At 61.0% G+C, this 23,372-nt stretch carries 19 protein-coding genes; 10 read left to right on the top strand and 9 right to left on the bottom strand.

The window, feature by feature from the left end:
* Nucleotides 1-95: 95 nt before the first annotated feature.
* Together J1C59_RS09855 and manA are read right to left on the bottom strand one after the other, a co-directional pair.
* On the bottom strand, nucleotides 96-1,595 hold the full coding sequence (locus tag J1C59_RS09855) for a YdgA family protein (protein WP_128085843.1): 1,500 nt from the start codon (nucleotides 1,593-1,595) through the stop codon (nucleotides 96-98).
* 132 nt (nucleotides 1,596-1,727) lie between these two features.
* The gene (manA, locus tag J1C59_RS09850) at nucleotides 1,728-2,903 is read right to left on the bottom strand and encodes a mannose-6-phosphate isomerase (protein WP_128085844.1); all 1,176 of its coding nucleotides are present in this window, start codon (nucleotides 2,901-2,903) and stop codon (nucleotides 1,728-1,730) included.
* Between the two features lie 190 nt (nucleotides 2,904-3,093).
* Between manA and fumC the strand changes: the two genes are divergently transcribed.
* The gene (gene fumC / locus J1C59_RS09845) at nucleotides 3,094-4,491 is read left to right on the top strand and encodes a class II fumarate hydratase (RefSeq protein ID WP_128085845.1); all 1,398 of its coding nucleotides are present in this window, start codon (nucleotides 3,094-3,096) and stop codon (nucleotides 4,489-4,491) included.
* Nucleotides 4,492-4,526: 35 nt separating this feature from the next.
* Here the strand turns inward: fumC and tus are convergent, their stop codons facing one another.
* Nucleotides 4,527-5,456 carry a DNA replication terminus site-binding protein gene (gene tus, locus J1C59_RS09840; protein ID WP_140917217.1) on the bottom strand — a complete coding sequence of 310 codons (930 nt, stop codon included), beginning with the start codon at nucleotides 5,454-5,456 and terminating at the stop codon, nucleotides 4,527-4,529.
* Nucleotides 5,457-5,654: 198 nt separating this feature from the next.
* On the opposite strand from tus, the gene J1C59_RS09835 reads away from it, so the two are divergent.
* The 4 genes from J1C59_RS09835 (at nucleotide 5,655) to J1C59_RS09820 (ending at nucleotide 8,335) form a co-directional block, all read left to right on the top strand.
* Nucleotides 5,655-6,839, top strand: coding sequence for an MFS transporter (locus tag J1C59_RS09835; RefSeq protein ID WP_140917218.1), 1,185 nt, complete (start codon nucleotides 5,655-5,657; stop codon nucleotides 6,837-6,839).
* 206 nt (nucleotides 6,840-7,045) lie between these two features.
* Nucleotides 7,046-7,540: an RrF2 family transcriptional regulator gene (locus J1C59_RS09830; RefSeq protein ID WP_128085846.1), complete on the top strand. Its 495-nt coding sequence runs from the start codon at nucleotides 7,046-7,048 to the stop codon at nucleotides 7,538-7,540.
* A gap of 164 nt (nucleotides 7,541-7,704) precedes the next feature.
* Entirely contained in the window at nucleotides 7,705-7,887 is a 183-nt protein-coding gene (locus J1C59_RS09825; RefSeq protein ID WP_128085847.1) for a type II toxin-antitoxin system HicA family toxin, read from the top strand.
* Nucleotides 7,888-7,909: 22 nt separating this feature from the next.
* Nucleotides 7,910-8,335, top strand: coding sequence for a type II toxin-antitoxin system HicB family antitoxin (locus tag J1C59_RS09820; RefSeq protein ID WP_128085848.1), 426 nt, complete (start codon nucleotides 7,910-7,912; stop codon nucleotides 8,333-8,335).
* A gap of 89 nt (nucleotides 8,336-8,424) precedes the next feature.
* On the opposite strand, the gene oqxB is transcribed toward J1C59_RS09820, so the two are convergent.
* Together oqxB and J1C59_RS09810 are read right to left on the bottom strand one after the other, a co-directional pair.
* The gene (oqxB, locus tag J1C59_RS09815) at nucleotides 8,425-11,577 is read right to left on the bottom strand and encodes a multidrug efflux RND transporter permease subunit OqxB (RefSeq protein WP_128085849.1); all 3,153 of its coding nucleotides are present in this window, start codon (nucleotides 11,575-11,577) and stop codon (nucleotides 8,425-8,427) included.
* Nucleotides 11,578-11,589: 12 nt separating this feature from the next.
* Nucleotides 11,590-12,744: an efflux RND transporter periplasmic adaptor subunit gene (locus tag J1C59_RS09810; protein ID WP_140917219.1), complete on the bottom strand. Its 1,155-nt coding sequence runs from the start codon at nucleotides 12,742-12,744 to the stop codon at nucleotides 11,590-11,592.
* Nucleotides 12,745-13,048: 304 nt separating this feature from the next.
* Between J1C59_RS09810 and J1C59_RS09805 the strand changes: the two genes are divergently transcribed.
* The 3 genes from J1C59_RS09805 to J1C59_RS09795 all read left to right on the top strand — a co-directional run bounded on the left by J1C59_RS09805 (nucleotide 13,049) and on the right by J1C59_RS09795 (nucleotide 14,177).
* The gene (locus tag J1C59_RS09805; protein ID WP_009090299.1) at nucleotides 13,049-13,390 is read left to right on the top strand and encodes a helix-turn-helix domain-containing protein; all 342 of its coding nucleotides are present in this window, start codon (nucleotides 13,049-13,051) and stop codon (nucleotides 13,388-13,390) included.
* Nucleotides 13,391-13,476: 86 nt separating this feature from the next.
* Nucleotides 13,477-13,911, top strand: a complete 435-nt coding sequence (locus tag J1C59_RS09800; protein ID WP_128086572.1) for a ribonuclease domain-containing protein — start codon at nucleotides 13,477-13,479, stop codon at nucleotides 13,909-13,911.
* Between the two features lie 2 nt (nucleotides 13,912-13,913).
* A complete protein-coding gene (locus J1C59_RS09795; RefSeq protein ID WP_128086573.1) occupies nucleotides 13,914-14,177 on the top strand; it encodes a barstar family protein in 264 nt (87 codons plus the stop codon).
* Here the strand turns inward: J1C59_RS09795 and J1C59_RS09790 are convergent.
* From J1C59_RS09790 to J1C59_RS09775, 4 genes are all read right to left on the bottom strand, one after another.
* The gene (locus J1C59_RS09790; protein ID WP_140917220.1) at nucleotides 14,174-16,540 is read right to left on the bottom strand and encodes a virulence factor SrfC family protein; all 2,367 of its coding nucleotides are present in this window, start codon (nucleotides 16,538-16,540) and stop codon (nucleotides 14,174-14,176) included. The two genes, J1C59_RS09795 and J1C59_RS09790, sit on opposite strands and share 4 nt — an antisense overlap.
* Entirely contained in the window at nucleotides 16,537-19,500 is a 2,964-nt protein-coding gene (locus J1C59_RS09785) for a virulence factor SrfB (RefSeq protein ID WP_128086574.1), read from the bottom strand. Before J1C59_RS09785 ends, J1C59_RS09790 begins: the two co-directional genes overlap by 4 nt.
* Nucleotides 19,501-19,502: 2 nt before the next feature.
* On the bottom strand, nucleotides 19,503-20,852 hold the full coding sequence (locus J1C59_RS09780) for an SrfA family protein (protein WP_128086575.1): 1,350 nt from the start codon (nucleotides 20,850-20,852) through the stop codon (nucleotides 19,503-19,505).
* A 171-nt stretch (nucleotides 20,853-21,023) separates the two neighbouring features.
* Nucleotides 21,024-22,196 carry a benzoate/H(+) symporter BenE family transporter gene (locus tag J1C59_RS09775; protein ID WP_140917221.1) on the bottom strand — a complete coding sequence of 391 codons (1,173 nt, stop codon included), beginning with the start codon at nucleotides 22,194-22,196 and terminating at the stop codon, nucleotides 21,024-21,026.
* Between the two features lie 122 nt (nucleotides 22,197-22,318).
* On the opposite strand from J1C59_RS09775, the gene J1C59_RS09770 reads away from it, so the two are divergent.
* Nucleotides 22,319-22,876: a helix-turn-helix domain-containing protein gene (locus tag J1C59_RS09770; protein ID WP_140917222.1), complete on the top strand. Its 558-nt coding sequence runs from the start codon at nucleotides 22,319-22,321 to the stop codon at nucleotides 22,874-22,876.
* Between the two features lie 66 nt (nucleotides 22,877-22,942).
* On the top strand, nucleotides 22,943-23,368 hold the full coding sequence (locus J1C59_RS09765) for a MarR family winged helix-turn-helix transcriptional regulator (protein WP_140917223.1): 426 nt from the start codon (nucleotides 22,943-22,945) through the stop codon (nucleotides 23,366-23,368).
* The last annotated feature ends 4 nt before the right edge of the window (nucleotides 23,369-23,372 follow it).

Raw genomic sequence — 23,372 nt, 5'->3', positions numbered from 1 at the left:
TGCATAATTACCCATTACCCCGCCCGAAGGCCTGATCTGGCCGTTCAGCGATAAAAAAAAGCGGCCCGAAGGCCGCTCTGATGCGATGAGGCGAGTTACTGTGGCATGCCTTCGCTGGTCGGCATCCCCAGCATGTAGCGGGACAGGAACTGCTCCAGCGTCATCTTGTCGCCGTTCATATTGACCTGGCCATTGGTGTACTGCAGGCTGGTCACGATGTTGTTGTCCTGCTGCTGCGTCAGTCGGAACATCTGACCCATCGCCGCCAGACCTTTCACCTGCTGGTCAGCCAGTTTCTGTGCGTCGTCCGCCTGATAGCCCTCGGCCAGACCCACTTTGTGCATGGTCTCGGTCGCCATCGGCATGTTGATCGTCAGCTTGCTGTCCAGTGACTTCAGAACCCGATCCACCATAGCGCTCAGGCTCTGGGCTTCGCCGTTCACCAGAGAGGGATCGTTGAAGTTAGCGGTCAGGTTAAAGGTGCTTTCCCCTTTATCGTTTTTCCAGCTCAGCGGTGCGATGCTGAGGGATGGCGAGCCTTTCAGCAGCATCGGCAGGTTGTTCATCAGGATTTCATGCACGCCCGCCTGATAGCGAATCGGATCGTCCGCCAGGCCCGGCTGGTTCTGCAGTGCCTGCATCTGCGCGTTATAGCGATCGGAGAAGGCTTTGACCGCCTGAGCGTCAAACTGCGACAGTTTCATTTTCAGCGCGGCCTGACCAAAGTCCTGCTTCTGCAGCTGAACGCTTTCCACCTGATAGTCGATATTGCCGCCAATCTTGCCGGCGCTGTTATCGAACGAGGAGGTGCCTTTCATGTTGTGCAGCGTCAGGGCGTCCTGACCGTTGATGCTGGCATTGACCTTCTCAATATTTACCGACTGGTCGCCAATCCGCACGCCTTCCGGGCTGAGGTGGGTGTTGCCGCTCAGCTTCAGGCCGTTCAGGGTGAACAGCACCGGCTGACCCATCTCATTTTTGCTGGTCAGCGCCAGGCTATCCACGTCGCTGTCGAGCGACACTTTGTCGCCTTTGTTGTCCGCGCTGACGTTAAAGGTTCCGCCATTGGTCGCCAGACGTTCGCCGCTCTGCGCGTTCTGATAATCAATCGGCAGGATGCGCAGCGCCGTATCGGTTGCGCCGCTGTAGCCAATGCGGGTATCCGCGTTGATCAGGGATTGATTCCCGGTCAGCTCAAAAAGCTTCTTCACCGCGTCGGTGTTCGCCAGTTCGGTATGAATCGACGCCATGCTCGGGATCAGGTTGAAATGCTTCAGCTGCGCAAACGGGAAGGGGCCGTGGTCGATGGTTTCATTCAGCACCAGGCTCTGGCCGGGCTTGAGCAGCGGATTATCTTCCGTCTGTGAGCTGGCCTGAATCACCAGATTCACTTTGCTGCTGAACACGCCGCGCTGGTAATCCTGATAGCTGATCTTCAGTCGGCTGTTGGGGGCATAAGCATTCAGCTGCGCGTTGGCATTCTGGACCAGCTGATCCCGGTGGCTTTCAATCTGCTTGCCAGTGAACCATGCCGCGCCAGTCCAGATTACACCCAGTGCGATGATGACACCTACGGCAACATTGGTCTTTTTCATTGCTGATTCGTCCTTATCCTTGAGTCCGCTTACGCCGCAGGTCTGCCCTGACGACCGAAGAAAAACGCCCGGAGGCGTTTAAATGCTAATAGGTTGAAATAATAGCAGTTAAGCGGCCCTTCGTCAGCCGGTTCACCCTAAGTCGTTAAATACCCGCGCCAGACGGCCTGTTCCGGCCACCGACACGGGTGATTCACAGGCGGGTACAAAGCAGGACTCACCGGGTTTCAGCGTCAGTTGCTCATCGCCTCTGACCACCATCGCCTGGCCCTCGATGCAGAACAGCACGGCGGCACTCTGCTGCGCCAGCGATTGCGGCGCGGCGCTGAGCGTGTGAATGGCGAAGGCAAAATCCTCCACCGGAACCGGGAAGCGCAGGGCGTGGTCCTGTTGCGTCGGCGCAATCAGTAACGCGCTGGCGGGTTTCTCTTCAAACTTCAGGTTGGCCATCAGCTCAGCGACATCAATATATTTCGGGGTTAACCCGGCGCGCAGAACATTGTCGGAGTTGGCCATCACCTCCAGCGCCACGCCTTTCAGATAGGCGTGCGGCGTTTCCGCATAGAGAAACATCGCTTCGCCTGGCTGCAGCGTCCTGACATTCAGCAGCAAGGGTGAGAACAGGCCGCAGTCGTCGGGATAGTCCGCCGCGATGGCGCGGACGGTCTGCCAGGGTTCGCCCTGCTGCACATCAAGCACTGATTTCAGGACGTCCAGCGCCCGCGACTTCGCTTCCCTTTCCAGCGAGAGCAGGGCAGAGAAGAGTGTCGCCAGGGTTTTCAGGTCGGGATGCTGCAGAAAATGGGCAATCTGCGGATGGGCACCCGCGACCGGCTCCAGAAGTGACACCATTTCCGTGATCGTGCGGAAACCGTTCATCGCCTGGAAAGGCGTCAGCGCGTAAAGCAGCTCCGGCTTGTGGTTAGGATCTTTATAGTTGCGCTCCGCCGCACCGGAAGGGATCCCGGCCGCATTCTCACGGGCAAAGCCTGCCTCGGCGGCGGGCTTGCTGGGGTGAACCTGAATGGAGAGGGGCCGGTCGGCAGAGAGGACTTTGAAGAGGAAGGGCAGTTCACCAAAACGCCGGGCAACGGTTTCACCCAGCATGGCAACCGGGTCGGCCGCGATCACCTCTCGCAGCGACCGCGGATGACCCCGGTCAGAGACGGTGGAGGGGCTTTTCGGATGCGCGCCCATCCAGAGTTCCGCCATCGGCTGGCCCTGCGGGTTGGCAATCCCATAGAGCCGGGTCAATGCCGTCTGGCTACCCCAGGCATAATTTTGCAGTGAGTTGTTCATTTTTTGCATCACGAACTCCCGGGCACGAAAATTATGGTCGTTATTAAAGCAGAAACTGTCGTTAAAAATAGCGACCCGATCCCAAACGGCGCTAAGCTCTGATAATGTTAAATTATTGTGTATTGCGATCCGGTGTACCCCTGGACCCTCGTCAGAACAGGCACACATTCATTTAAATACAGGTAAAGGAGATGTATTCATGGCAGCCAACCGCATTGAGAAAGATTCAATGGGCCCCATCGACGTACCGGCAGACAAACTGTGGGGCGCGCAGACCCAGCGCTCACTGGAGCACTTCCGCATCTCAACCGAAAAAATGCCCACCGCGCTGGTGCACGCCCTGGCGCTGACCAAGCGGGCGGCGGCCAGCGTCAACCGCGATCTGGGCCTGCTGCCCGCTGAACGGGCCGATGCGATTGTCCGCGCGGCGGATGAGGTGCTGGCCGACCAGCATGCGGAAGAGTTTCCGCTGGCGATCTGGCAGACCGGTTCCGGTACGCAGACCAACATGAATATGAATGAGGTGCTGGCCAACCGCGCCAGTGAACTGCTGGGCGGCGAGCGCGGCATGTCGCGGCTGGTTCATCCCAACGACGATGTGAACAAGAGCCAGAGCTCCAACGACGTCTTTCCGACCGCCATGCATGTGGCCGCCGTCATCGCCCTGCGCGAACAGCTGATCCCGCAGATTCAGGTGCTGAAACAGACCCTGAGCCAGAAGTCCGACGCCTTTAAAGATATCGTCAAGATTGGGCGTACTCATCTGCAGGATGCCACGCCGCTGACTCTGGGGCAGGAGATCTCCGGCTGGGTGGCGATGCTGGAGCATAACCTGAAGCATATCGAGCAGAGCATTCCGCACGTAGCGGAGCTGGCGCTGGGCGGCACCGCCGTCGGAACCGGTCTCAACACCCATCCGGAGTATGCGGTGCGGGTAGCGGCGGCGCTGGCCGATCTGACGAAGCAGCCGTTTGTCACGGCGCCGAACAAGTTCGAGGCGCTGGCGACCTGCGATGCGCTGGTCCACGCGCATGGCGCGCTGAAAGGGCTGGCCGCCTCGCTGATGAAAATCGCTAACGACGTGCGCTGGCTCTCATCCGGCCCGCGCTGCGGCATCGGCGAAATTGCGATCCCGGAAAATGAACCGGGCAGCTCGATCATGCCAGGCAAGGTCAATCCGACCCAGTGCGAGGCGATGACCATGCTCTGCTGCCAGGTAATGGGCAACGACGTGGCGATCAACATGGGCGGTGCGTCCGGTAACTTCGAGCTTAACGTCTTCCGCCCGATGATTATCCATAACTTCCTGCAGTCGGTGCGCCTGCTGGCGGACGGCATGGACAGCTTCAACCATCACTGCGCAGTCGGCATCGAGCCGGTGCGCGAACGCATCGATCAGCTGCTGAATGAGTCGCTGATGCTGGTGACGGCGCTGAATACCCACATTGGTTATGATAAAGCCGCCGAAATTGCCAAAAAGGCGCACAAAGAGGGGCTGACGCTGAAAGGCTCTGCGCTGAAGCTGGGCTACCTGACGGAAGAGGAGTTTGATGCCTGGGTCCGGCCGGAAGAGATGGTCGGCAGCATGAAGTCGTAAGGAACATCCGGGGCAAGCGGAGGCTGGCCCCGGCATTATATCGGGCAGTCCACCCACAGATGCAGTCTGGGGATCAGCAGATTCAGTGGTTCCGCAGCAGGCTTGTGGCGATGCGTAATGTTATCCGCATCATAGTCGGGCAACTCGCCCAGCACCGGCACCTGAGTGCGGTCGCGACAGATCACCAGGATCGGTGACGGGCACGCCAGCTGCGTCTGTTTTTGCTCATCGGCACGCCAGACGCGCGCCACCGGCTGGACTTTCACCGGACGTTTGATTTTGAGCCGTGCCGAGTCGGGCAGGGCGCGCACGCTGGCCAGTTCCTCCTGCACTTTTTCTGCCCACTGTTCGCGTGACCAGGGCGCCTGAGCGCGTCCCGCTTTCAGGCTTTTTTCCAGCTGGGCGATCACCTCTTCGCGTTTGAGATTCTTGATGATGTGCTTATTCGCCCAGCCGAAGCGCAGGCTGTCTGGTGCGCTGAGCAGGGTGATGGTGCGGTAGGCGTTCAGCGTGATCAACCCGCGCAGATGCTGGTGGACGAACTCAAAGCGCGCTTCACTTGGCAGGCCCGACTCCACCGTAATCAGCTGCTCCAGCCGCGCTTTCAGCTGATTGATGACCGTCACCAGCGCGTCGAGCTCCGCTTCCCGTGCCGCGTCGCACTCAATACAGAGGGCACCCGGCAAGCGCACGGCGGCCTTAGTGCTCAGCTGTTCAGACTGATGCTGCATAAACAGGCGGCAGTAGTGATCCAGCGCCATCGTCCGCGCGCGCTCGCCGAGATGCTGGTCGACGGCAATCCGGGTAATTGCCTCATGTTCGCGGCCTTTTACCACCGGCGGCAGGCTGAACACGCGGGCGATGAGCAGAGGCTGCGCGTCAATCTGCTGGCGCAGTTCGCCCAGCGCCAGTTCCAGGTCGTTGACACACTGATGCATATCAGCCACTAAGTCGTAGCGGGTCATGTGAACCTCCATAGTTACAACGTCCACAATGTGGCAGAAGCCCGGCGGGTATGCAAGTGCTTTATAGTTACAACATACTGTTAAACCAATCGGTAAAACGTGCGGCCTGCCTGGCAGAACAGTAAAAAGCGATCGCGCATTCTGGCTGATAGCAGAACATGTTATAAAACGGTTCGCCTGCTAACCCTGAGATTGCCTGTGAATCTGATGAACAAACCCGGCATTGCCGCCATCATTACCCTGGGATGGATACAGATCCTCTCCTGGGGTGGCTCCTTCTATCTGATGGCGGTCATGGCGTCGCCGATTGCGGAGGAGACCGGCTGGTCACAGCAGTGGATTTATGGCGCGCTCTCTGCCGGGATTCTGGTGTCGGGGCTGTTATCGCCGCTGGCAGGCAGGATTATCGCCCGCACTGGCGGTCGCCTGCTGCTGGCGCTGAGCGGGGGGGTGATGGCGGCGGGGCTGGTCATCATGGCCAGCACTCATACGCTGCCGCTGTTTCTGTTTGCCTGGGTCGTGATCGGGGTCGGAATGGCGATGGGCCTGTATGACGCGCTGTTTGCCACGCTCGGCACCTGCTATGGCGCGCAGGCGCGGTCCGCCATCACCGGCATTACGCTGATATCGGGTTTCTGCACCACGCTGGTCTGGCCGGGAACGGCCTTACTGATTCACGGATTTGGCTGGCGCGACGCATCGCTGATCATTGCGGCCATGATGGTCGTCTGCGTCCTGCCTGCCTATCTTTTTGCCCTGCCGGCGAGCCACGCTCAGCGGCCGGTAAAACGGCGCGATTCCGCACCCACAGCGGCTGAGATTGCACCGGTGCTCTTCTGGCTGCTGTGCGCCATCTTCACGCTGGCATCGGTGATCATGACTGCGATCTCTGTGCAGCTCATCACCTTACTGCAGGCGAGTGGTCATACGCTGGCGTCGGCGCTGGCGATCAGCGCGGTGCTTGGTCCGTGTCAGGTCGCGTCCCGTCTCGTCGATATTGCCTTTAAGCGCAGCCATCCCATCCGCACCACCTTCTTTTCTGTCGGACTGGTGGCGCTGGGGCTGCTGTTGCTGGCGGTGATGCCCCAGATGGCGCTGCTGAGCATGTTACTTTACGGGGCAGGGAATGGCCTGCGAGCCATCGTGCGGGGAACGTTACCGCTGGTGATGGTCAAACCAGAATCTTATGCCATCGTGATGGGCAAAATGGCCCGCCCGGCGCTCATGGGGCAGGCGCTGACACCGCTGATCGGTGGATATGTCTTTGAAAAGATGGGCGCATCAGCCACGCTATGGTTGCTTTGCGCGCTGGCAATCATTAACGTGATGCTGGTGATGGCGCTGAAGAGGCGATTACCGGTGGCCCCGGCCGCGTCCGTTTAAGCCATTTGCACGCCCGCCAGGCATTAACAGGGGCGTGAGCAGGCTAAGCACCTTGTGCGGTCGGGCTTCTGCCTTTGGTGAATACGTGCCTTGTCAGCGTGGGTTTGCTTCAAAAAAGCAACTGTGTTTGTTATATTTATTGCTCATTGATTGTTCACTTATGCGGCAATAAAACAATAAGATGCACCGCAACTCAGGATAAAGAAATGCTTGATTACCGCTTCCCGACAGCTTTGCAAATGGTTCTGAGCGTAGCGATGGCGGAGCAAATGGGTAAACGCTCTACCAGCGCGATTCTGGCCTACGGGCTGGAAGCGAATCCCAGTTTCATACGAAAATTGATGGTCCCGCTGACCCGTGACGGCATCATCGTCTCGACGCTGGGCCGCACCGGTTCCATCCATCTGGGACGCCCTGCAGCAGAAATTACCCTGCGGGATATCTACGTCTCGGTGATTGAAGATAAAAAGATCTGGGCTGCGCGCCCCGATGTGGCACCACGCTGTCTGGTCAGTGCCAACCTCTGCTGGTACTTCAAGTCGATCGCCGACGAAGCCGAGCAGGCGTCGCTGGACGTGCTGGCAAAACGCACCGTGGCCGACGCGCTGAACGAACTGAAAAAGCGCGATACCAGTAACTGCACCGCCGTGCCGGAACCAGAACCCGAAGAGAGTGACGAACTCTGCAAAAAAAGCCGCTGATGAGCGGCTTTTTTTATGGGCGTGGATTCATGCTGCACGCTGCCTTTGGCCCCTTTCTGCTTGCTCTCCTGCTTTATCGCTCCTGCTCTTAATAAAATGAAACATCTATGTTGTCTTAAGCATCACTAGTTTTAATCTTGCTTTAGACTGAGCGAGGGAACGCCATGAAGTACAGTGAATTCAGACGCTGGCTCATTCAGCAAGGCGCTATTCTGGTTAAGCACCGCAGAGGAAGCAGCCATTTCAAAGTCTTCTCAGGCGACAGGCAGTCTGTCTTTCCGGATCATGGCGCGAAAGAAATGCCGGAAGGGACGCGCAAGAAAATTCTAAAAGATCCGGGCCTGTAAACCTGATCAGTGAGGTCACCCTATGTTTAACTATGCCGTCAGATTAACGCATGACCTGAAAACCGATAGCTGGGAGGTGTCATGTCGCGATTTACCCTTACTGCATTCAGTTGGCGACACCGTTGAGGAAGCGCTGGCCGAGGCAGCAGATGGACTGGTAGCCGCTATCTTTCTGGAAATGGATGCCCGTCGTCCCATCCCGTTAGCAAGTGATGCGCAGCAGGGGGAGTACATCGTTTCTGTGCCTGTCCTGGTAGCGATGAAAGCGGCACTGTATAACGCCATGATTGAAACCGGTACCCGCAAGGCAGATCTGGCACGCCAGCTGGGTGTAAATGGACCACAGGTTGATCGACTGCTTGACGTAGAGCACTCGTCAAAAGTTGAAAAAGTTGAACTGGCGCTGGCGCAGCTGGGCCGTAAAGCCCGGGTTGAGATTCTCATCTGATGAGCCGCTTTCACGCGGGGGGGCGGTCAGGCGTGTTTCAGACAAAAAAAAGGGCGATCCTGCGATCGCCCCTTTTAATCGTTGACGGTTTACGCCGCGGCTGACTCCGCCTGTCGTGACTGGCGCGTCACCAGCTTGCGCAGTGCGACATAGAATACCGGCGTCAGGAACAGGCCAAAGAGTGTCACGCCGAGCATCCCGGAGAAGACCGTAATGCCGGTCACGCCACGCACTTCGGCGCCCGCACCTTCACCCAGAATCAGCGGCACCGTGCCGGCGATAAAGGCGATGGAGGTCATCACGATAGGGCGCAGACGCAGACGACACGCTTCCAGCGCCGCGTCTACAATCCCTTTGCCCTGCATCTCCAGCTCCCGCGCGAACTCGACGATCAGAATCGCGTTCTTACACGCCAGCCCCATCAGCACCACCAGTCCGACCTGCACGAAGACGTTGTTGTCGCCGCCGGTCAGCCAGACGCCAAACAGCGCAGAGAGCAGCGTCATCGGTACAATCAGGATCACCGCCAGCGGCAGCGTCCAGCTCTCGTAGAGCGCGGCCAGCACCAGGAAGGCCAGCAGCACCGCCATCGGGAAGACGATCAGCGCCGTGTTGCCCTGGGTTGACTGCTGATAACTCAGGTCAGTCCACTCGATGTTCATGCCGTTGGGCAGAAGCTGACCGGACATCGCTTCCAGCTGGCTCATCGCCTGGGCGGAGGAGAGGATGCGCGGGTCGGCATCACCGATCAGGTCCGCCGCCGGGTAGCCGTTGTAGCGGATCACCGGATCGGGGCCGTAAGTGGTGGTGATGTTGACCATGCTGCCAATCGGCACCATTTCGCCGCGATCGTTGCGGGTGCGCAGGTTCGCAATATCCTCAACGCTGTCGCGGAACTCCCCATCCGCCTGCGCCATCACCCGCCAGGTACGGCCAAAGCGGTTAAAGTCATTCACGTAAGAGGAGCCGAGATAGGTCTGCAGCGTGCTGAACAGCGCGGTCAGCGACACACCCTGTGCTTTCGCTTTATCCCGATCGACCTGAACATCCAGCTGCGGAACGTTGGCCTGATAAGAGGAGATAGGGAAGTGCATCCCCGGCGTCTGCATGATGCTGCCCGACAGCGTATTGATCGCCGTCTGCAATGCGCCATAGCCCAGACCGGCCCGATCCTGCACATAAAGCGAATAGCCCGATCCCTGGCCCAGCCCGAGGATCGGCGGTGGCATAATGGAGAAGCCAAACCCCTGCTGGATGCGGGCGATTTTGGCGTTGATCTCCGCGTTAATCTCGGCCGCCGTATGCTTGCGCTCGTTGAAGGGCTTCAGACCAAAGAAGACCGTGCCGCTGTTTGGCGTATTGGTGAACTGCAGGGCATTCAGGCCGGGGAAAGCAACCGCATAGGCGACGCCGTCCGTCTGCATACCGATTTCGCTCATCTTGCGAATCACCTCATCGGTCCGCGCCAGCGAAGAGCCTTCCGGCATCTTCACGCCACCAATCAGATAGAGCTTATCCTGCGTCGGAATAAAGCCGCCCGGCACGGTATGGAACATAAACCCGGCCCCGGCCAGCAGCAGCAGATAGACGGCAAACACCGCGCCACGGCGACGCAGCGTGCGGCCAACCAGCGATTCATACCCATGCGCACTGCGCTGGAAGAAGCGGTTAAACGGCCGGAACAGCCAGCCAAACAGCGCATCGATAATTCGCGTCAGGCGATCTTTCGGCGCGTCATGGCCTTTCAGCAGCATCGCCGCCAGCGCAGGCGAGAGCGTCAGCGAGTTAATCGCCGAAATCACGGTGGAGATCGCGATGGTAGTGGCGAACTGCTTATAGAACTGTCCGGTCACGCCCGACAGAAACGCCATCGGCACGAACACCGCGCAGAGCACCAGCGCGATGGCGATGATTGGCCCGGAGACTTCGCGCATCGCCTGATGCGCAGCGGCACGCGGCGACAGCCCCATCTCAATGTTACGCTCGACGTTCTCCACCACTACAATCGCGTCATCCACCACGATCCCGATCGCCAGCACCAGCCCGAACAGGCTCAGGGTATTGAGCGAGAAACCGAGCAGATAGAGTACGCTGAAGGTTCCGACCACCGACACCGGCACGGCCAGCAGCGGAATGATGGAGGCACGCCAGGTCTGCAGGAACAGAATCACCACCAGCACTACCAGGATCACCGCTTCCAGCAGGGTCTGCACCACGGCCTTAATCGAGTCGCGTACAAAGACGGTGGGATCGTAAGGTGCGGCCCATTTCACATCGTTGGGGAAGCGGGTCGCCAGCTCATCCATTTTGGCGCGAACCGCATTGGAGAGATCGATGGCGTTGGCGCCGGGTGCCTGGAAGATGCCGATACCGACCGCATCCTTGTTGTTGAGCTGAGAGCGCAGGGCGTAACTGCCCGATCCCATCTCAATGCGTGCCACATCGCGCAGCCGTACCAGCGAACCGTCGTCAGAGGTCTTCAGGATGATATCGCCGAACTGCTGTTCGTTCTCCAGCCGTCCCTGAGTGTTGATCGACAGCAGAAAATCACTCTGCTTCTTCAGCGGTTCCGCCCCCAGCTGACCGGCAGAAACCTGCACGTTCTGCTCCTGCATCGCGGTGATCACGTCCTGGGCGGTCAGGTCGCGCGCCGCCACTTTGTTGGGATCGAGCCAGACGCGCATCGCATATTCACCCGCGCCGAAAATCTGGATCTGACCGACGCCGGGCAGGCGCGCCAGCTCATCTTTCACCTTGAGCGTGGCGTAGTTCCGCAGATAGAGCGAATCGTAGGTATTGTCCGGCGAGAAGAGGTGAACGACCAGTGTCAGGGTCGGCGACATCTTCTGCGTGGTGATCCCCAGCCGGCGCACATCCTCCGGCAGGCGGGCTTCCGCCTGCGCAACGCGGTTCTGCACCTGCACCTGTGCCTGATCGGGATCGGTGCCCGGACGGAAGGTCACCGTGGTGACCAGCACGCCATCCGAACCGGCGACGGATTTCATGTACATCATGTTCTCGACGCCGTTGATCGCCTCTTCCAGTGGCGTCGCCACGGAATCTGCGATCACTTTCGGGTTCGCGCCGGGGTATTCGGCACGCACCTGCACGCTGGGCGGGACAACGTCGGGATACTCACTGATCGGCAGCAGCGGAATGGCGATCATCCCGGTGACGAAGATCAGAATCGACAGCACCGCAGCAAAAATGGGCCGATCGATAAAAAAGCGGGAAAAGTCCATAGCGGCCTCGGATTAGTGAGCGGCTGTCGCGCGCATGGCGACCTGCTGAGCGGTAACGGGCATGCCCGGCATAAAGACTTTCTGCAGACCGGCGACGATCACGCGGTCGCCGGCTTGCAGACCCGATTTCACGATACGCAGGCCCTCCACCATCGCGCCGGGCTGGATATCACGCCGCTGCGCCTTGCCCTCGCCATCCACCACATAGACATACCTGCGATCCTGATCGGTCAGGACCGCCTTGTCATCGATCAGTATCGCCTCGAACTGCGCGCTGCCGGGCAGCCGCACGCGGGCAAACAGGCCCGGCGTGAACTGACGCTGCGGGTTGTCGAGCAGGGCGCGCATACGAATGGTGCCGGTGCTGGCGGTCAGCTGGTTATCCAGGAAATCGACCCTGCCCTGATGCGGAAAGCCCTGATCGCCGGCCAGCGCGATCTCAACCGGCAGTGCCTGGCGCTGCTGGCCCTGACGCGCCATCGCCTGATAGTGCAGGAAGGTATTCTCATCGACATCGAAATAGACATACATCTGCTGCTGCGACACCAGCGTGGTCAGGACACTGGCGCTGTCGCCCGCGGTCACCAGGTTACCGGCGGTGATCATCGCGCGGCTGGCGCGGCCATCGATCGGGGCGGTGACGCGGGTAAAGTCCAGGTTCAGCTGGGCCATATCGACCGCCGCCTCGGCGGCCAGTACCTCCGCCTGCGCCTGACTGGCCGCGGCGCGGCGCTGTTCCCAGGCTTCGCGGGAGATCGCCTGGGTGCCGATCAGCTTCTCGCTGCGGCCCGATTCGCTGCGGGCCAGGCTCGCCTGGCTGCGCGCCCGGGCAAGTTCCGCTTTGGCCTGCTCCAGCGCCGCGCGGTAACTCCGGTCGTCGATGGTAAACAGCACCTGACCTTTGCGAACCTCATCGCCTTCGCGATAATTCACCGAGTCGATATAGCCGGAAACGCGCGGCCGCAGCTGCACGCTCTGCACCGCCTCCACCCGGCCATTGAAGTTGTCCCACTGGCTGACCGGCTTAACCAGCACCGGCGCGGCGCTGACCTCCGGCGGAGGGAGCGGGGCGTTTTGCGCAACCCCTCTGTCGCAGCCGCTGAGCTGCGCGATAAGCAGTATCATCCCAAAGAGGGTCAAGCCCTGACGAACCCGGTTCGTAATCATTATTGTCTTTCCGCGATAAGTGGTAACAGGTGACCATCTGGTCAATATTTGCAACTTTTAAGATTGCAATTAATCGCGGTGAGTGTAGGCTGGCGTTACTGGCAACTGCAAGAATAACGGATACACTTTATGTGCGGTTCGGGGCAGGGCGATGAAAGCCTGAGCAGCGCGCGCTAAATCCCCATAAAAAGTGCGGCATTTAATGTACTAATAAAACTTGCATTAAATGGCATAGTCAGCCACCCTTAAGTGTAACTGCAACTGATACTAATACTTTTCGCCACGGCGAACAGGAGAGACTGGAATGATGAGTGACGCCTTTATTCACGATTTAATCGACTGGATTGATAACAACATCGAAGCACGTCTGGATCTGGATACCGTTTCAGAGCGCGCAGGTTACTCCAAGTGGCACCTGCAGCGCATGTTCAAAGAGCACACGGGCTATCCGCTGGGTGAGTACATCCGCGTGAAGAAGCTGAAGAAATCAGCCGACCGCCTGACCAGCACCGACGAACCGATTCTGAACGTGGCGATCTCTCTGGGCTTCGACTCCCAGCAATCCTTTAACCGCAGCTTCAAACGTCAGTATGGTGTCGCACCGGGTGCATGGCGTCGACACAGCGGGGATTCGCACGCCGCATAACCTCGCCAGGGCCAGCTTGTCTGGCCCGCGCTTTTCTCTGCGTGTAAAACTGGTATCATCTGCATCCTGTCGTCACGGATGCCATTATGTCAAAAAAACTCTGGATTGGACTTTTCCTTGTCCTCGCCGTCTGCTTTTACGGCCTCAAACCCTGGCTGAATCGTGTTTCAGCACCCGCTCAGCCCGATATCGCTACCCTGACCGATGCCCGCACTGTGGCGCGCTGGGTATTGCAGCATCAGCATTTACCGGACTACTACCTGACGAAAAACGACGCGCGTAAGCGTGGCTGGAACCCGGAGAAAGGCAACCTGTGTGACGTGTTGCCCGGCAAAGCCATCGGCGGCGATCGTTTTGCTAACCGTGAAAAACGGCTGCCCACGCGGGCCGGACGTCAGTGGTATGAGGCGGATGTGAACTATCGCTGTGGTCATCGCGATGCGGATCGGCTGGTCTACTCCTCAGACGGCCTGGTGTTTCTCTCAACGGACCACTACCGCAGCTTCAGACAGGTACCCTGATTATGCTCAGCCTGACCTTCGACCTGCGTCAGCTCACCACACGCGCCGCCTTTTATCAGCAGTTTGCGGAGCAGAGCGGCTGCCCGGAGACCTTTGGTCATAATCTGGATGCGCTGTGGGACTGGCTGACCGGCGGAATGGCGCTGCCTGCCACGCTGCGGCTTCAGCACGCTGACGCGCAGCAGCCCGATTTAGCGCCGGTGCTGGCGCTGCTGGAGGAGGCGGCGCAGTCGCTGGCGGGCGAGCTGCGCCTGATTATCGACTAGGCGCGCAGCGGCTTAAGCAGAGCAATCAGCGCGTCACGCGCCGTGCGCGGCAGGTCGCCGCCGCCGGTGAAGCCGTTGTTCTCGATGATCACCTGATTCAGCCCGACCAGCCAGTCGTAGATGTAGTAGGCGGTGTGATTGGCCGGGGCGGCAGAGAGGCGTGTCAGACGCTGACCGGCGCCGAAGCTGACGCTGGGCGCAGGCGGACGTGAGAAGATCACCTGACCACGATTCACCCGGCTGGCAGGCCGTTCGCTTTCCGGCCGCTGTAAAAAGCCGAGCCAGGCCACGAAATCACCCAGCACCGTCATCGCCCGCGTGACCTGACGGTCGGCACGGGATTCATGACTCACGCTCTGCGTGTCGGGCTCATGCAGCGCCTGCTGCAGTTTTTGTGCGATATCGGTGCGGAATCCGGCCGTGATCAGCTCCTCGACCAGCCACTCCATCGTCGCCTTATCCACGTTCAGCAACGCCAGCAGGCTGCGGTTCTCCGGCAGCTGACGCAGATGATCCAGCCACAGCAGCATCACCTGACGCGGGAACTGCTGCGCGCCCGGCAGACTCTGACGCGGCTGAACCGGCGCTTCGGCCGGGCTTTCGCTGAACAGGTCAAATTCAAATCCAATCCCGAACTGATTCTCCGGCGCCTGCAGATTGGCCGGTTTGCTGCCAGGCAGGGCGGACTGATTCAGCCACAGCTGGCGCAGTGCCTCGCGGGGCGGCTGCAGGCGTTCCAGCAGCTCACCGTGCAGGCCGGTGCGGTGCTGTAAACATTTCAGCAGCGTGTCGGCGATGTTCTGTTTGCGGGCCGCCTGTTCCGGTGTGGCCTCCGCTTCGGTCCACGGCAGTAAGCGGCGCTCGACCACGGTATGCTGAATCTGGGCCAGCTGCGCCAGCAGCATGTCGCGGCGGGCCTCCGGCTGCATCTCATCCTGTAACCAGCTCGCCATGCGATCAACGCCCGCGCGATCCAGAGCCAGCATCGATCCCCAGTGCTGACCGGGCTGTCCCATCTGGCGCTGCACGGCTTCATCCACGTTAACCTGCTGATGACGGGCGTCAAACGGGGTGATGGCCCAGATCAGGCGCGGTTTCTCAGCGGACTCCTGCGCGGGCTGCTGACGCTGCCATTCACGCAGCGATTCGCTCACCAGGCTGGCATCCTGACGCTGGCTGGCGGCGGTGCAGACCAGCAGCAGATCGATCGCCTGACGGGTGGCGTAAAAGCCGGGCAGCAGCGCGCGCTTCTGCTCCAGCAGCTGCGCCCGCAGCGGATCCTGCTGACGCAGGCGCTGACGATCGTCCTGCACGGTCGCGTCCGCAGGCTCGCCGGGCGCGGGCAGATCGAGCATGTCGGCATCGTCGTACAGCGCAGTGCGCGGTGTGGAGCAGAGCGGCGCCAGCACTTCCAGCGTCAGCAGGGCGAGCAGGCCCAGCGGCACACTCTGCGCCTTGCCAATGCGGTTGCCGTTCAGCGGGCAGACGTCCACCATCTGCTGCTGATCCTGCTCACTGGCCGGCACGATCAGCTGCTCAGCTGGCAGCAGTGACGCATCGGTGAGCAGGCTGAGAGGCGCGAGCAGGCGGCTGCTGTTACGCAGCTGATGACGCAGATGCAGCAGGCTGCGCAGCATCTCATTCAGGGCCGGTTGCGACGGCCAGAGCAGCGAAAAGAGCTGCACGCGATCGTCCACGCTCAGCCAGGGGGCCAGTTCAACCGCCTGCGGCCAGAAGTGACGGTCAAGGCGGGCATCATAGTGCGGACGGCGACGGCACCAGGACCAGAGCGTGACCAGCGCATCGCCCTCCAGGCCCGCCAGCGGCGTTGCCAGACGATGACGCTGCAGGCGCTGCAGCGCGCTGTCGATCTGCGCGGTGTCGGGTGCGCTCTCACCGGCACAGGCGACCATCAGCCGCACGATCTCTGCCTCGCTCAGCAGCGCCAGCTCAACCGGCCACTCGCCGGAGAGCGGTTCGCGCTGATGGCTGAAACGGGTCGCGGTCGCGAAATCCAGGTTGCCGGGATTAATATGCTGGAACCAGCTCAGCAGCTTGTCGCCCATGCGGGTCATCAGCTGACCCTGAGCGTCAGCCACCATCTCATTCAGCAGCCAGGCCTTTCCGGCCTGCGACTGACCAAACAGCGCCAGCGTCACCGGACGCGCCACCTGCTGCGCCAGAGCCTGGGTCTGCACGCGCGCCTGACGCAGTTGCAGCGTCAGGGTTTCCGCTTCCAGCGCCAGACGCGGCGACTGCTCACGGCTCTCTTCAATCCAGGTCAGGCTCTGATTCAGGGCATCCTGCAGCAGGTTAAGGCGTTTTGCCAGCGTCTGCGGCTGGCGGGGTTTCAGGGCTTTCATCGTTTACATACGCTCCCGCTGTCAATCCAGTATTGCGCATTTGCATTGCCGGTGGCCGACAGGGTATTCAGCTTCAGACTTAACTGCTCCAGCGGCACGCGGGTGCCATCATCCAGACGCGCATCGCTCAGCACCAGGTTTTCCGGGCCGGTCGCGCCAGGGCCGGCTTTCACCGCCAGGCGGATGCGCAGCACGCTCTCCCCGGCCACTTTACGCGCCAGGGTGGCGTCGTTCAGCGTCAGGCTGTAGAGCGGCGAGGCGGGCCAGCGGTCGTTATCGAGCTGGCGGAAGCCCAGGCAGACGTTGCCGCGGATACGGAAACTGCTTTTTTTATCCAGCGCATAGCCAGGATCGTCGAGGTCAATTTCGCTGTAGCAGAGATTCTCGTCGGTCAGCGCCTGATTTTCGTCGAGCATGCCCAGGTAGCGGATCGTCGAATAGGGCTCAAAGTCGCCCGCGCGGAACCAGAAGCTGCTGAGACGCAGATCCAGCGCCAGCAGGCAGAGCATCGCACCTACCGCCGCGGTCGATTTCGGGTTATCGATGCGGCCATGTTTGTTAAACGGATACCAGTCGCTGGTGTGATAACCCTCCAGCGACAGAATACGGCTGCCCGGCAGCGGCTGCAGATGACGCACCAGCGCCTGAATGCCGGGGAAGCGCGACGGCCGGCCGGTCAGCAGCAGCACGTCACACTGATAGAGTGACACCACTTCACACATTGAGCGCAGCGCCGGAATGATCGCCATGCGGTGCTGCATAAATTCGCCATGCAGCTGCGACAGGCTGACCACCAGTGGTACCTGCAGCAGGTCGAAGCGGCTGTGACCGCCCAGCTCGCGCTGGATCTCGCCGTTTACAAACGCCAGCACCGCGTCGCCCGGCACCTGTTCAACCAGCTCGCCAAACAGCGCGTTGATCTCGGCGTGGCTTTCCAGCGGATCCCAGTTCTCGTAACGCTCCAGCACGGCCTGCGCCAGCGGAATAAAGAGCTGTAACGTGACCTGCTGACGCAGCGTGGCCTGACCGTCCATGCGGCTGTCGTGACCAAAGAGCTTGTTCATCAGCGGATCGGTCAGGGTCAGACCCGCTTTCTGCAGATGCTGCTGCAGCGCCGGGAGGATCCACAGCTGAATGACATCCAGCAGGATATCGTCGCCCGCCACCTTAAAGCCTTCACGGAACAGCAGGCGTGGCGTGATTTTAACGTTGTTGCCCTGACCATCATCCAGACGATACTGGGTAATCGCCAGATCGGTGGTACCGCCGCCGATATCGATCGAGGCGATGCGCAGGCTCTTGCCGGGCAGCTCATCGGCCTCACGCGGACGATCCGGGCGAGCCATGCTGCTGAAAAAGTCTTCGGCGCGACCGGCAAAATTGACCTGGGTTTCGTTAAACAGCCAGACCATCTGGCCGCAGGTCGCCTCATCCCACTCCATCTGTACATCCGGCAGCGGTTTCGGGCTCTGACGCGGCCATGCAGGGGCCAGCTCATCCTCGTCGTTCAGCCAGCCTTCGGCTTTCCAGACCAGCGCCAGCGCTTCCTGCATCCTGCGACGGAAAATTTCACGCTCCGGTTTCGGCATCGCCGAAGGCAGCGTGAGGATGACATGGCGCAGCTGACGGGGCGCGTGGCTCTGCGGCATCCGCTGACGCTGAGCGGCACTGTTCATCTGCATCAGCGCCTGTGCCAGCAGTTCGCACAGCATAAAGGTCATCAGCGAACTGCGGCTGTAGTGGGGTGAAAAGACCGGCAGGCGGTCGTCCGGCGGCAGCGTCGAAAGCGGCTGGCCTTCGTCGTTCAGCAGGGTGGTAAAGGGCGCGGCATAGGCCAGCGGCTCGCTCTGCTCACCTGGCGTATTGAAGCGCCAGCCTGGCTGATAGCGTGCCTCATCCCAGAGATAGCGGCGCGGGCTGGAGAGGCCGGTGCTGCCTTCCAGTCCTACGCGCTGCAGCGCCAGACGGCTCGCTTCGCGCCCGACGCGGGTCAGCGATGGCCACATAAAGGCCTGTTCGCGGCCACTCTCCAGCGAGAAGTTCGCCTTGCCAAAGCGGGCTTCGGCAAACTCCAGGCGGCTGTCGAACAGCTCGTTGTAAACCTGATGCGGCTGGGAGAGATCGCGCAGCTGCAGTTCATAGGTCTGCTTCAGCCCGTTGCTCTCTTCCGGGTGATCTTCCACCAGGATGCCGCAGGTATGGGAGTTGCCGACATCGAGAATGATATCGACGTTAACGGCCGGGGTCTGCAGCGTGGCGGCCTGGATGTGGATCTCGCTGAGGTCGAGCTGTTCGCCCAGCAGCTCCAGCAGATTGAGATAGTGCGCCTGATATTCAAATTCACGAAGCGCCTGATTGATCGCCTGTTCACGGCGATCGGCGACGCGATCGGTAAAGGTCTCCCGCAGCCAGCCGTCGACCCAGGTGAGATCGAGAAACTCACCCAGTTCATAGTTGTGCCAGGCGAGCGCAAAGGTCACGCCGTTCTGCGCGTCGGCAGGGGTCAGACCGAGCTGTTCGCCGCCATCCTGCTCCGCGACACAGCGGGTGTCGAACGCCAGGCTGACGCGATGGGTATTGCCCGCCGCATCCGGGGCCGGCAGAGCGACCAGACGCATCCGCGCCCAGTTTTCAGGGCCGCCGATGAAACGGCGGCCGCTGGCGCAGCGCAGCATAGGCAGCGGCAGCCAGCAGGCGGAGAGGAGCGTGAGGGAGTCGGCCAGGGCGATATCGGACTCCGGGCGCACCACTTCTGCGGCACCGCCATCTTCCGGATAGAGCAGGAACTTACCGCTGTTGCCGTCCACGTTAAGGCGCAGCAGCGGACCGTTGGCGGTCTGACGCACGAACTGGCGGCGCGCCGGGGTGGCAGAGAGCTGCAGGCCGAAATCCAGAAACTGCACGCCGCTGTTTTCAATCAGCGTAATTTTTTGTTTGTCATCGATCAGGGGAGCCAGCATCGTTATTTACTCTCACGCTTAATCGTCATCGGGAAGATCCGGTCTTCCGCATACTGCGCTTCACACACCGCGGCACCAATACTCGCGTGGCAGACCAGCAGCGGCATGCGGTAGCGCGAACTGTTCTGGCACTTCGCCGTGTAGCGGCTCTCGATCACCAGGTTGCCGGCGCTGGTCATGGCCGCGCTGACATCCGCTTTGCAGCTGGTATTGCCCTGGGTCACCTGTACGCTGCCTTTGCCATTTTTAAACTGGAAACGCATCACCGGCGGTTTACCGGTCGGCGTCGGCATCTGGTCGATGGTGACGCGCCAGCGGCCATCGATGACCTGCACCTGACCTTCGCGCACCGCATCCGGCGTCACGATCAGGTCATCCGGCCGGGCCGGAACCGCAGGGGTCACCACACTGGCAAGGGTAGCAGATGCGGCAGCCGGTGCGGCTTCTGTGGCGGCAACGCTGGCCGGTTTCTGTGGCAGCGTTTCAGGAAGTTTCTCTGCGGCGGCCATCACGGCCGGCGGGGCGATAGCGGGGGTAGCTGCGACCTGCGCTGGCGCGGCGGCCGGCGTCGTCGCAGGTTTTGCACTGACTTTCGCGCTTTCAACCGGCGCCTCGGATGCGGGACGATGCAGCAGCACCGCCACCACGACGGCGGCCGCAATCGCCACCGGCGGCAGCAGATACCATATGCGGAAACGGCGGCGCGCCGGGGCAGGTTTCTGTTGCACCGGCTCAGGCGTTATCACCACCGGCTGCGGTTCTTCCACCGCTTCAGGTACGGGTTCCGCCATCAGGACGGGTTCGGCGACCACGGGCGCAGCAGGCAGCTCGGGCAGCGGCTCAACCAGCGCGACCGGAAGATTCTCCTCCAGGGTGTCGCGCAGGCAGGCCAGCGCATCGTCGCGGCTGCGCGCCTGGGCATCGACAAAGCCCCAGAACGTGATGACCGGTTTGCCATCCACCAGATAGACATATTGCTGATCGGGAAACTGCAGGGTTTTGCTCAGTAGCGCACCGAACAGCCGCATGGCGGGGTTCTCCGCCGCGCGCGCGCGCGTGCTGAGATCCTGCATATCCTGCTGGCAGGCGGTAAGCTGCTGCAGGGCCGCGCGACGTTCATGATCGCTCGCGCCCAGCCAGGATTTCACCCGGCCGCTGAAAGGGGCATACCAGTCGAGGCGATCGCCCCGTTCATTGGCCTGCGGGATCGCCAGGCAATCTGCCAGTGCGCCCTGACGGCGCAGACGCAGCGTTTCACGAATTTGCAGCGCTGAGGCGTAGACCGGCTGGCCATTTTCACCTAGTGCCAGAACAGCATCTAATTTACCGCTGCGCAGAAAAGTTTTTGCCACCTGTTGGGCCCTTATCGGTCGTTGTCTGAGGCAGAAAATCGCGTGTTATCGACGATTAAATTGATTTTACGCCGGGCAATGACCAATCAAACGGCAGAAAAGGGGCTAAATCCACTGTTTTTTTCGCTGGCTGGCGTAAAAATAACCGATAATTCAGTCACAATGCGTTCCTCAGCCCGTTTTGCGCACCAGCAGCAGGTGAGCGAGAACGCCACCCGTCAGCCCCCAGAAAGCCGGTCCGATACCCAGCAGCGAAACGCCCGAGGCGGTGATGAGAAAGGTGATCAGCGCGCTGTCGCGTTCGGCTGGCTGCTCCAGCGCCCGCTGCAGGCTGCCGCCCAGGGTGGCCAGCAGGGCCAGACCGGCGAGCGCCTCGATCAGTACCGCAGGCAGGGCGCTGAACAGCACGGCGATCAGCGCACCGGACGCGCCCGCCAGCAGATAAAAGACCCCGGCCAGCGCCGCCGCCCGCCAGCGTTTCTGCGGGTCGGGATCAACCTCCTCGCTCATGCAGATGGCGGCGGTGATTGCGGCGACGCAGACCGAAAACCCTCCAAACGGTGACAGCAGCAGTGCCGTCAGCCCGGTGCGGGTCATCAGGGCAGAGACGGGCGGACGATAGCCATGCGCCTGCAGGGTCGCAATGCCGGGGGCGTTCTGCGACGCCATTGTTACCAGAAAATAGGGCAGACCGGTACCCAGCAGCAGGGGCAGGCTAAAGTGCGGCATAATCGGTTCCGGCAGCGCCAGCCTGACCGCGTGCGGCGGAAAATGGATGGCGTGCTGCATCAGGGCGACCAGGATGCCTGCCAGCAGCGTCACCAGAATGGCGTAGCGGGCCAGCCAGCGGCGCGCCAGCAGCCAGGCCAGGCACATGCTGCCGCACAGGGCAAAGTTGCTCTGCAAATCGGCAAAGGTCTGCAGCCCGAAGCGCAGCAAGATACCCGCCAGCATTGCCGCCGCCAGCGAGGCGGGGATGTGGTTCATCAGACGGGCAAAGAGACCGGTCACGCCGCAGAGCACGATCAGCAGGTTGGCGAAGACAAAAACCCCCACCGCCTCATTCAGCGTAACGCCGTGAAAACTGGTCGCCAGCAGCGCCGCGCCGGGCGTGGACCAGGCGGCGAGCACCGGCATCCGGTAGCGCAGCGACAGGCCCAGCGAGACGATCCCCTGCGCGAGACCGAGCACCGACAGCCAGCCGCCGATCTGCGCGGGCGTGGCGCCCGCCGCCTGAAACATCTGATAGATAATCGCGCCGCTGCTGCTGTAGCCCACCAGCACGGCAACAAAGCCGGAAACCAGCATCGGCAGGGTAAAGGGGGCCTGTTCCGCTCGTGTCATCTCTCACTTCTCAATCCGGTTGTGCGTTATAGCGCACATGATGGCATGGTGCGCTATAACGCACAAGTGTTACACTGTCAGCCTGTGCTTTTAACGACGCATGCAAACAATCAGGAGAAACCATGGCGGATTTTCAGCAACATCTGAGCGAGGCGCTCAGGCAGTTGCGTCAGGCCAACGGCTGGAGTCTGACGCTGACGGCGGAGCGGACCGGCGTCAGTAAAGCGATGCTGGGGCAGATTGAGCGTGGCGAATCCAGCCCGACCATCGCCACGCTGTGGAAGATTGCCACCGGGTTTAACGTTCCTTTTTCGTTTTTCATCGACTCCCGGGTGATCGCCTCCGGGGCCGCGCCGGGATTCAGTCAGCCTGACGCCGGGATGGCTGTCCGGCCTCTGCTGCCCTACGATCCGCAGCTGCGGTTTGAACTGCTGGCGGTGGAGCTGGCCGCGGGGGCGCAGAGTCACTCGTCGCCCCACGAAGCGGGGTGCGTGGAGCAGGTGGTGGTTATCGAGGGGGAACTCCTGCTGGCGGTCGGGGAGGTGTGGCGGCGTCTGCTCGCGGGTGAGGCGTTCCGCTTTGAGGCGGATGTGCCACACAGCTATCGCAACCCGCTCAGCACGCCGCTGCGCTTTCACAGCCTGATTCACTATCCGCAACGGCCTGACGTTACAAATTGATACGGGCGCAAACTACACAGTTTACCTTCGTATCTCTATACTTTTGCCGGTTAACAGAGAGGGACAATGAGCGATCTGACTGATTCCGCCGCCACGCTGCGGATGCTGGTGGGTAAGCTGGCGCGACGCCTGCGCGAGTCGGCACCGCCCGGCGAGCTGACCTGGTCACAGGTAGCGGTGCTCGGCCATCTGGTGCGCGACGGGGCGATGACGGTCACGCAACTGGCTGCGGCTGAGGGCGTCCGGACCCAGTCGATGGGCGCGACCGTCGCCGGATTACTGGCGTCGGGCCTGGTGACCGGCGAACCCGATCCCCATGATGGCCGCAAAACGCGCTATTTTCCGACACCGGCGAGCCTGGCGGTGATTACGTCGAGCCGGGCGATGCGTGAAGACTGGCTGGTGCGGACGCTGGCGGCCCGGCTGAGCCCGGCAGAACAGCAGCAACTGACCGACGTTCTCCCTCTGCTGCAACGACTCGCTGACGATTAACCCT

It is taken from the genome of Pantoea deleyi (genome assembly GCF_022647325.1).
Classification (GTDB): domain Bacteria; phylum Pseudomonadota; class Gammaproteobacteria; order Enterobacterales; family Enterobacteriaceae; genus Pantoea; species Pantoea deleyi.
Note: the sequence above shows the minus strand (reverse complement) of the source record. Positions and strands in the feature narration are given on the sequence as shown.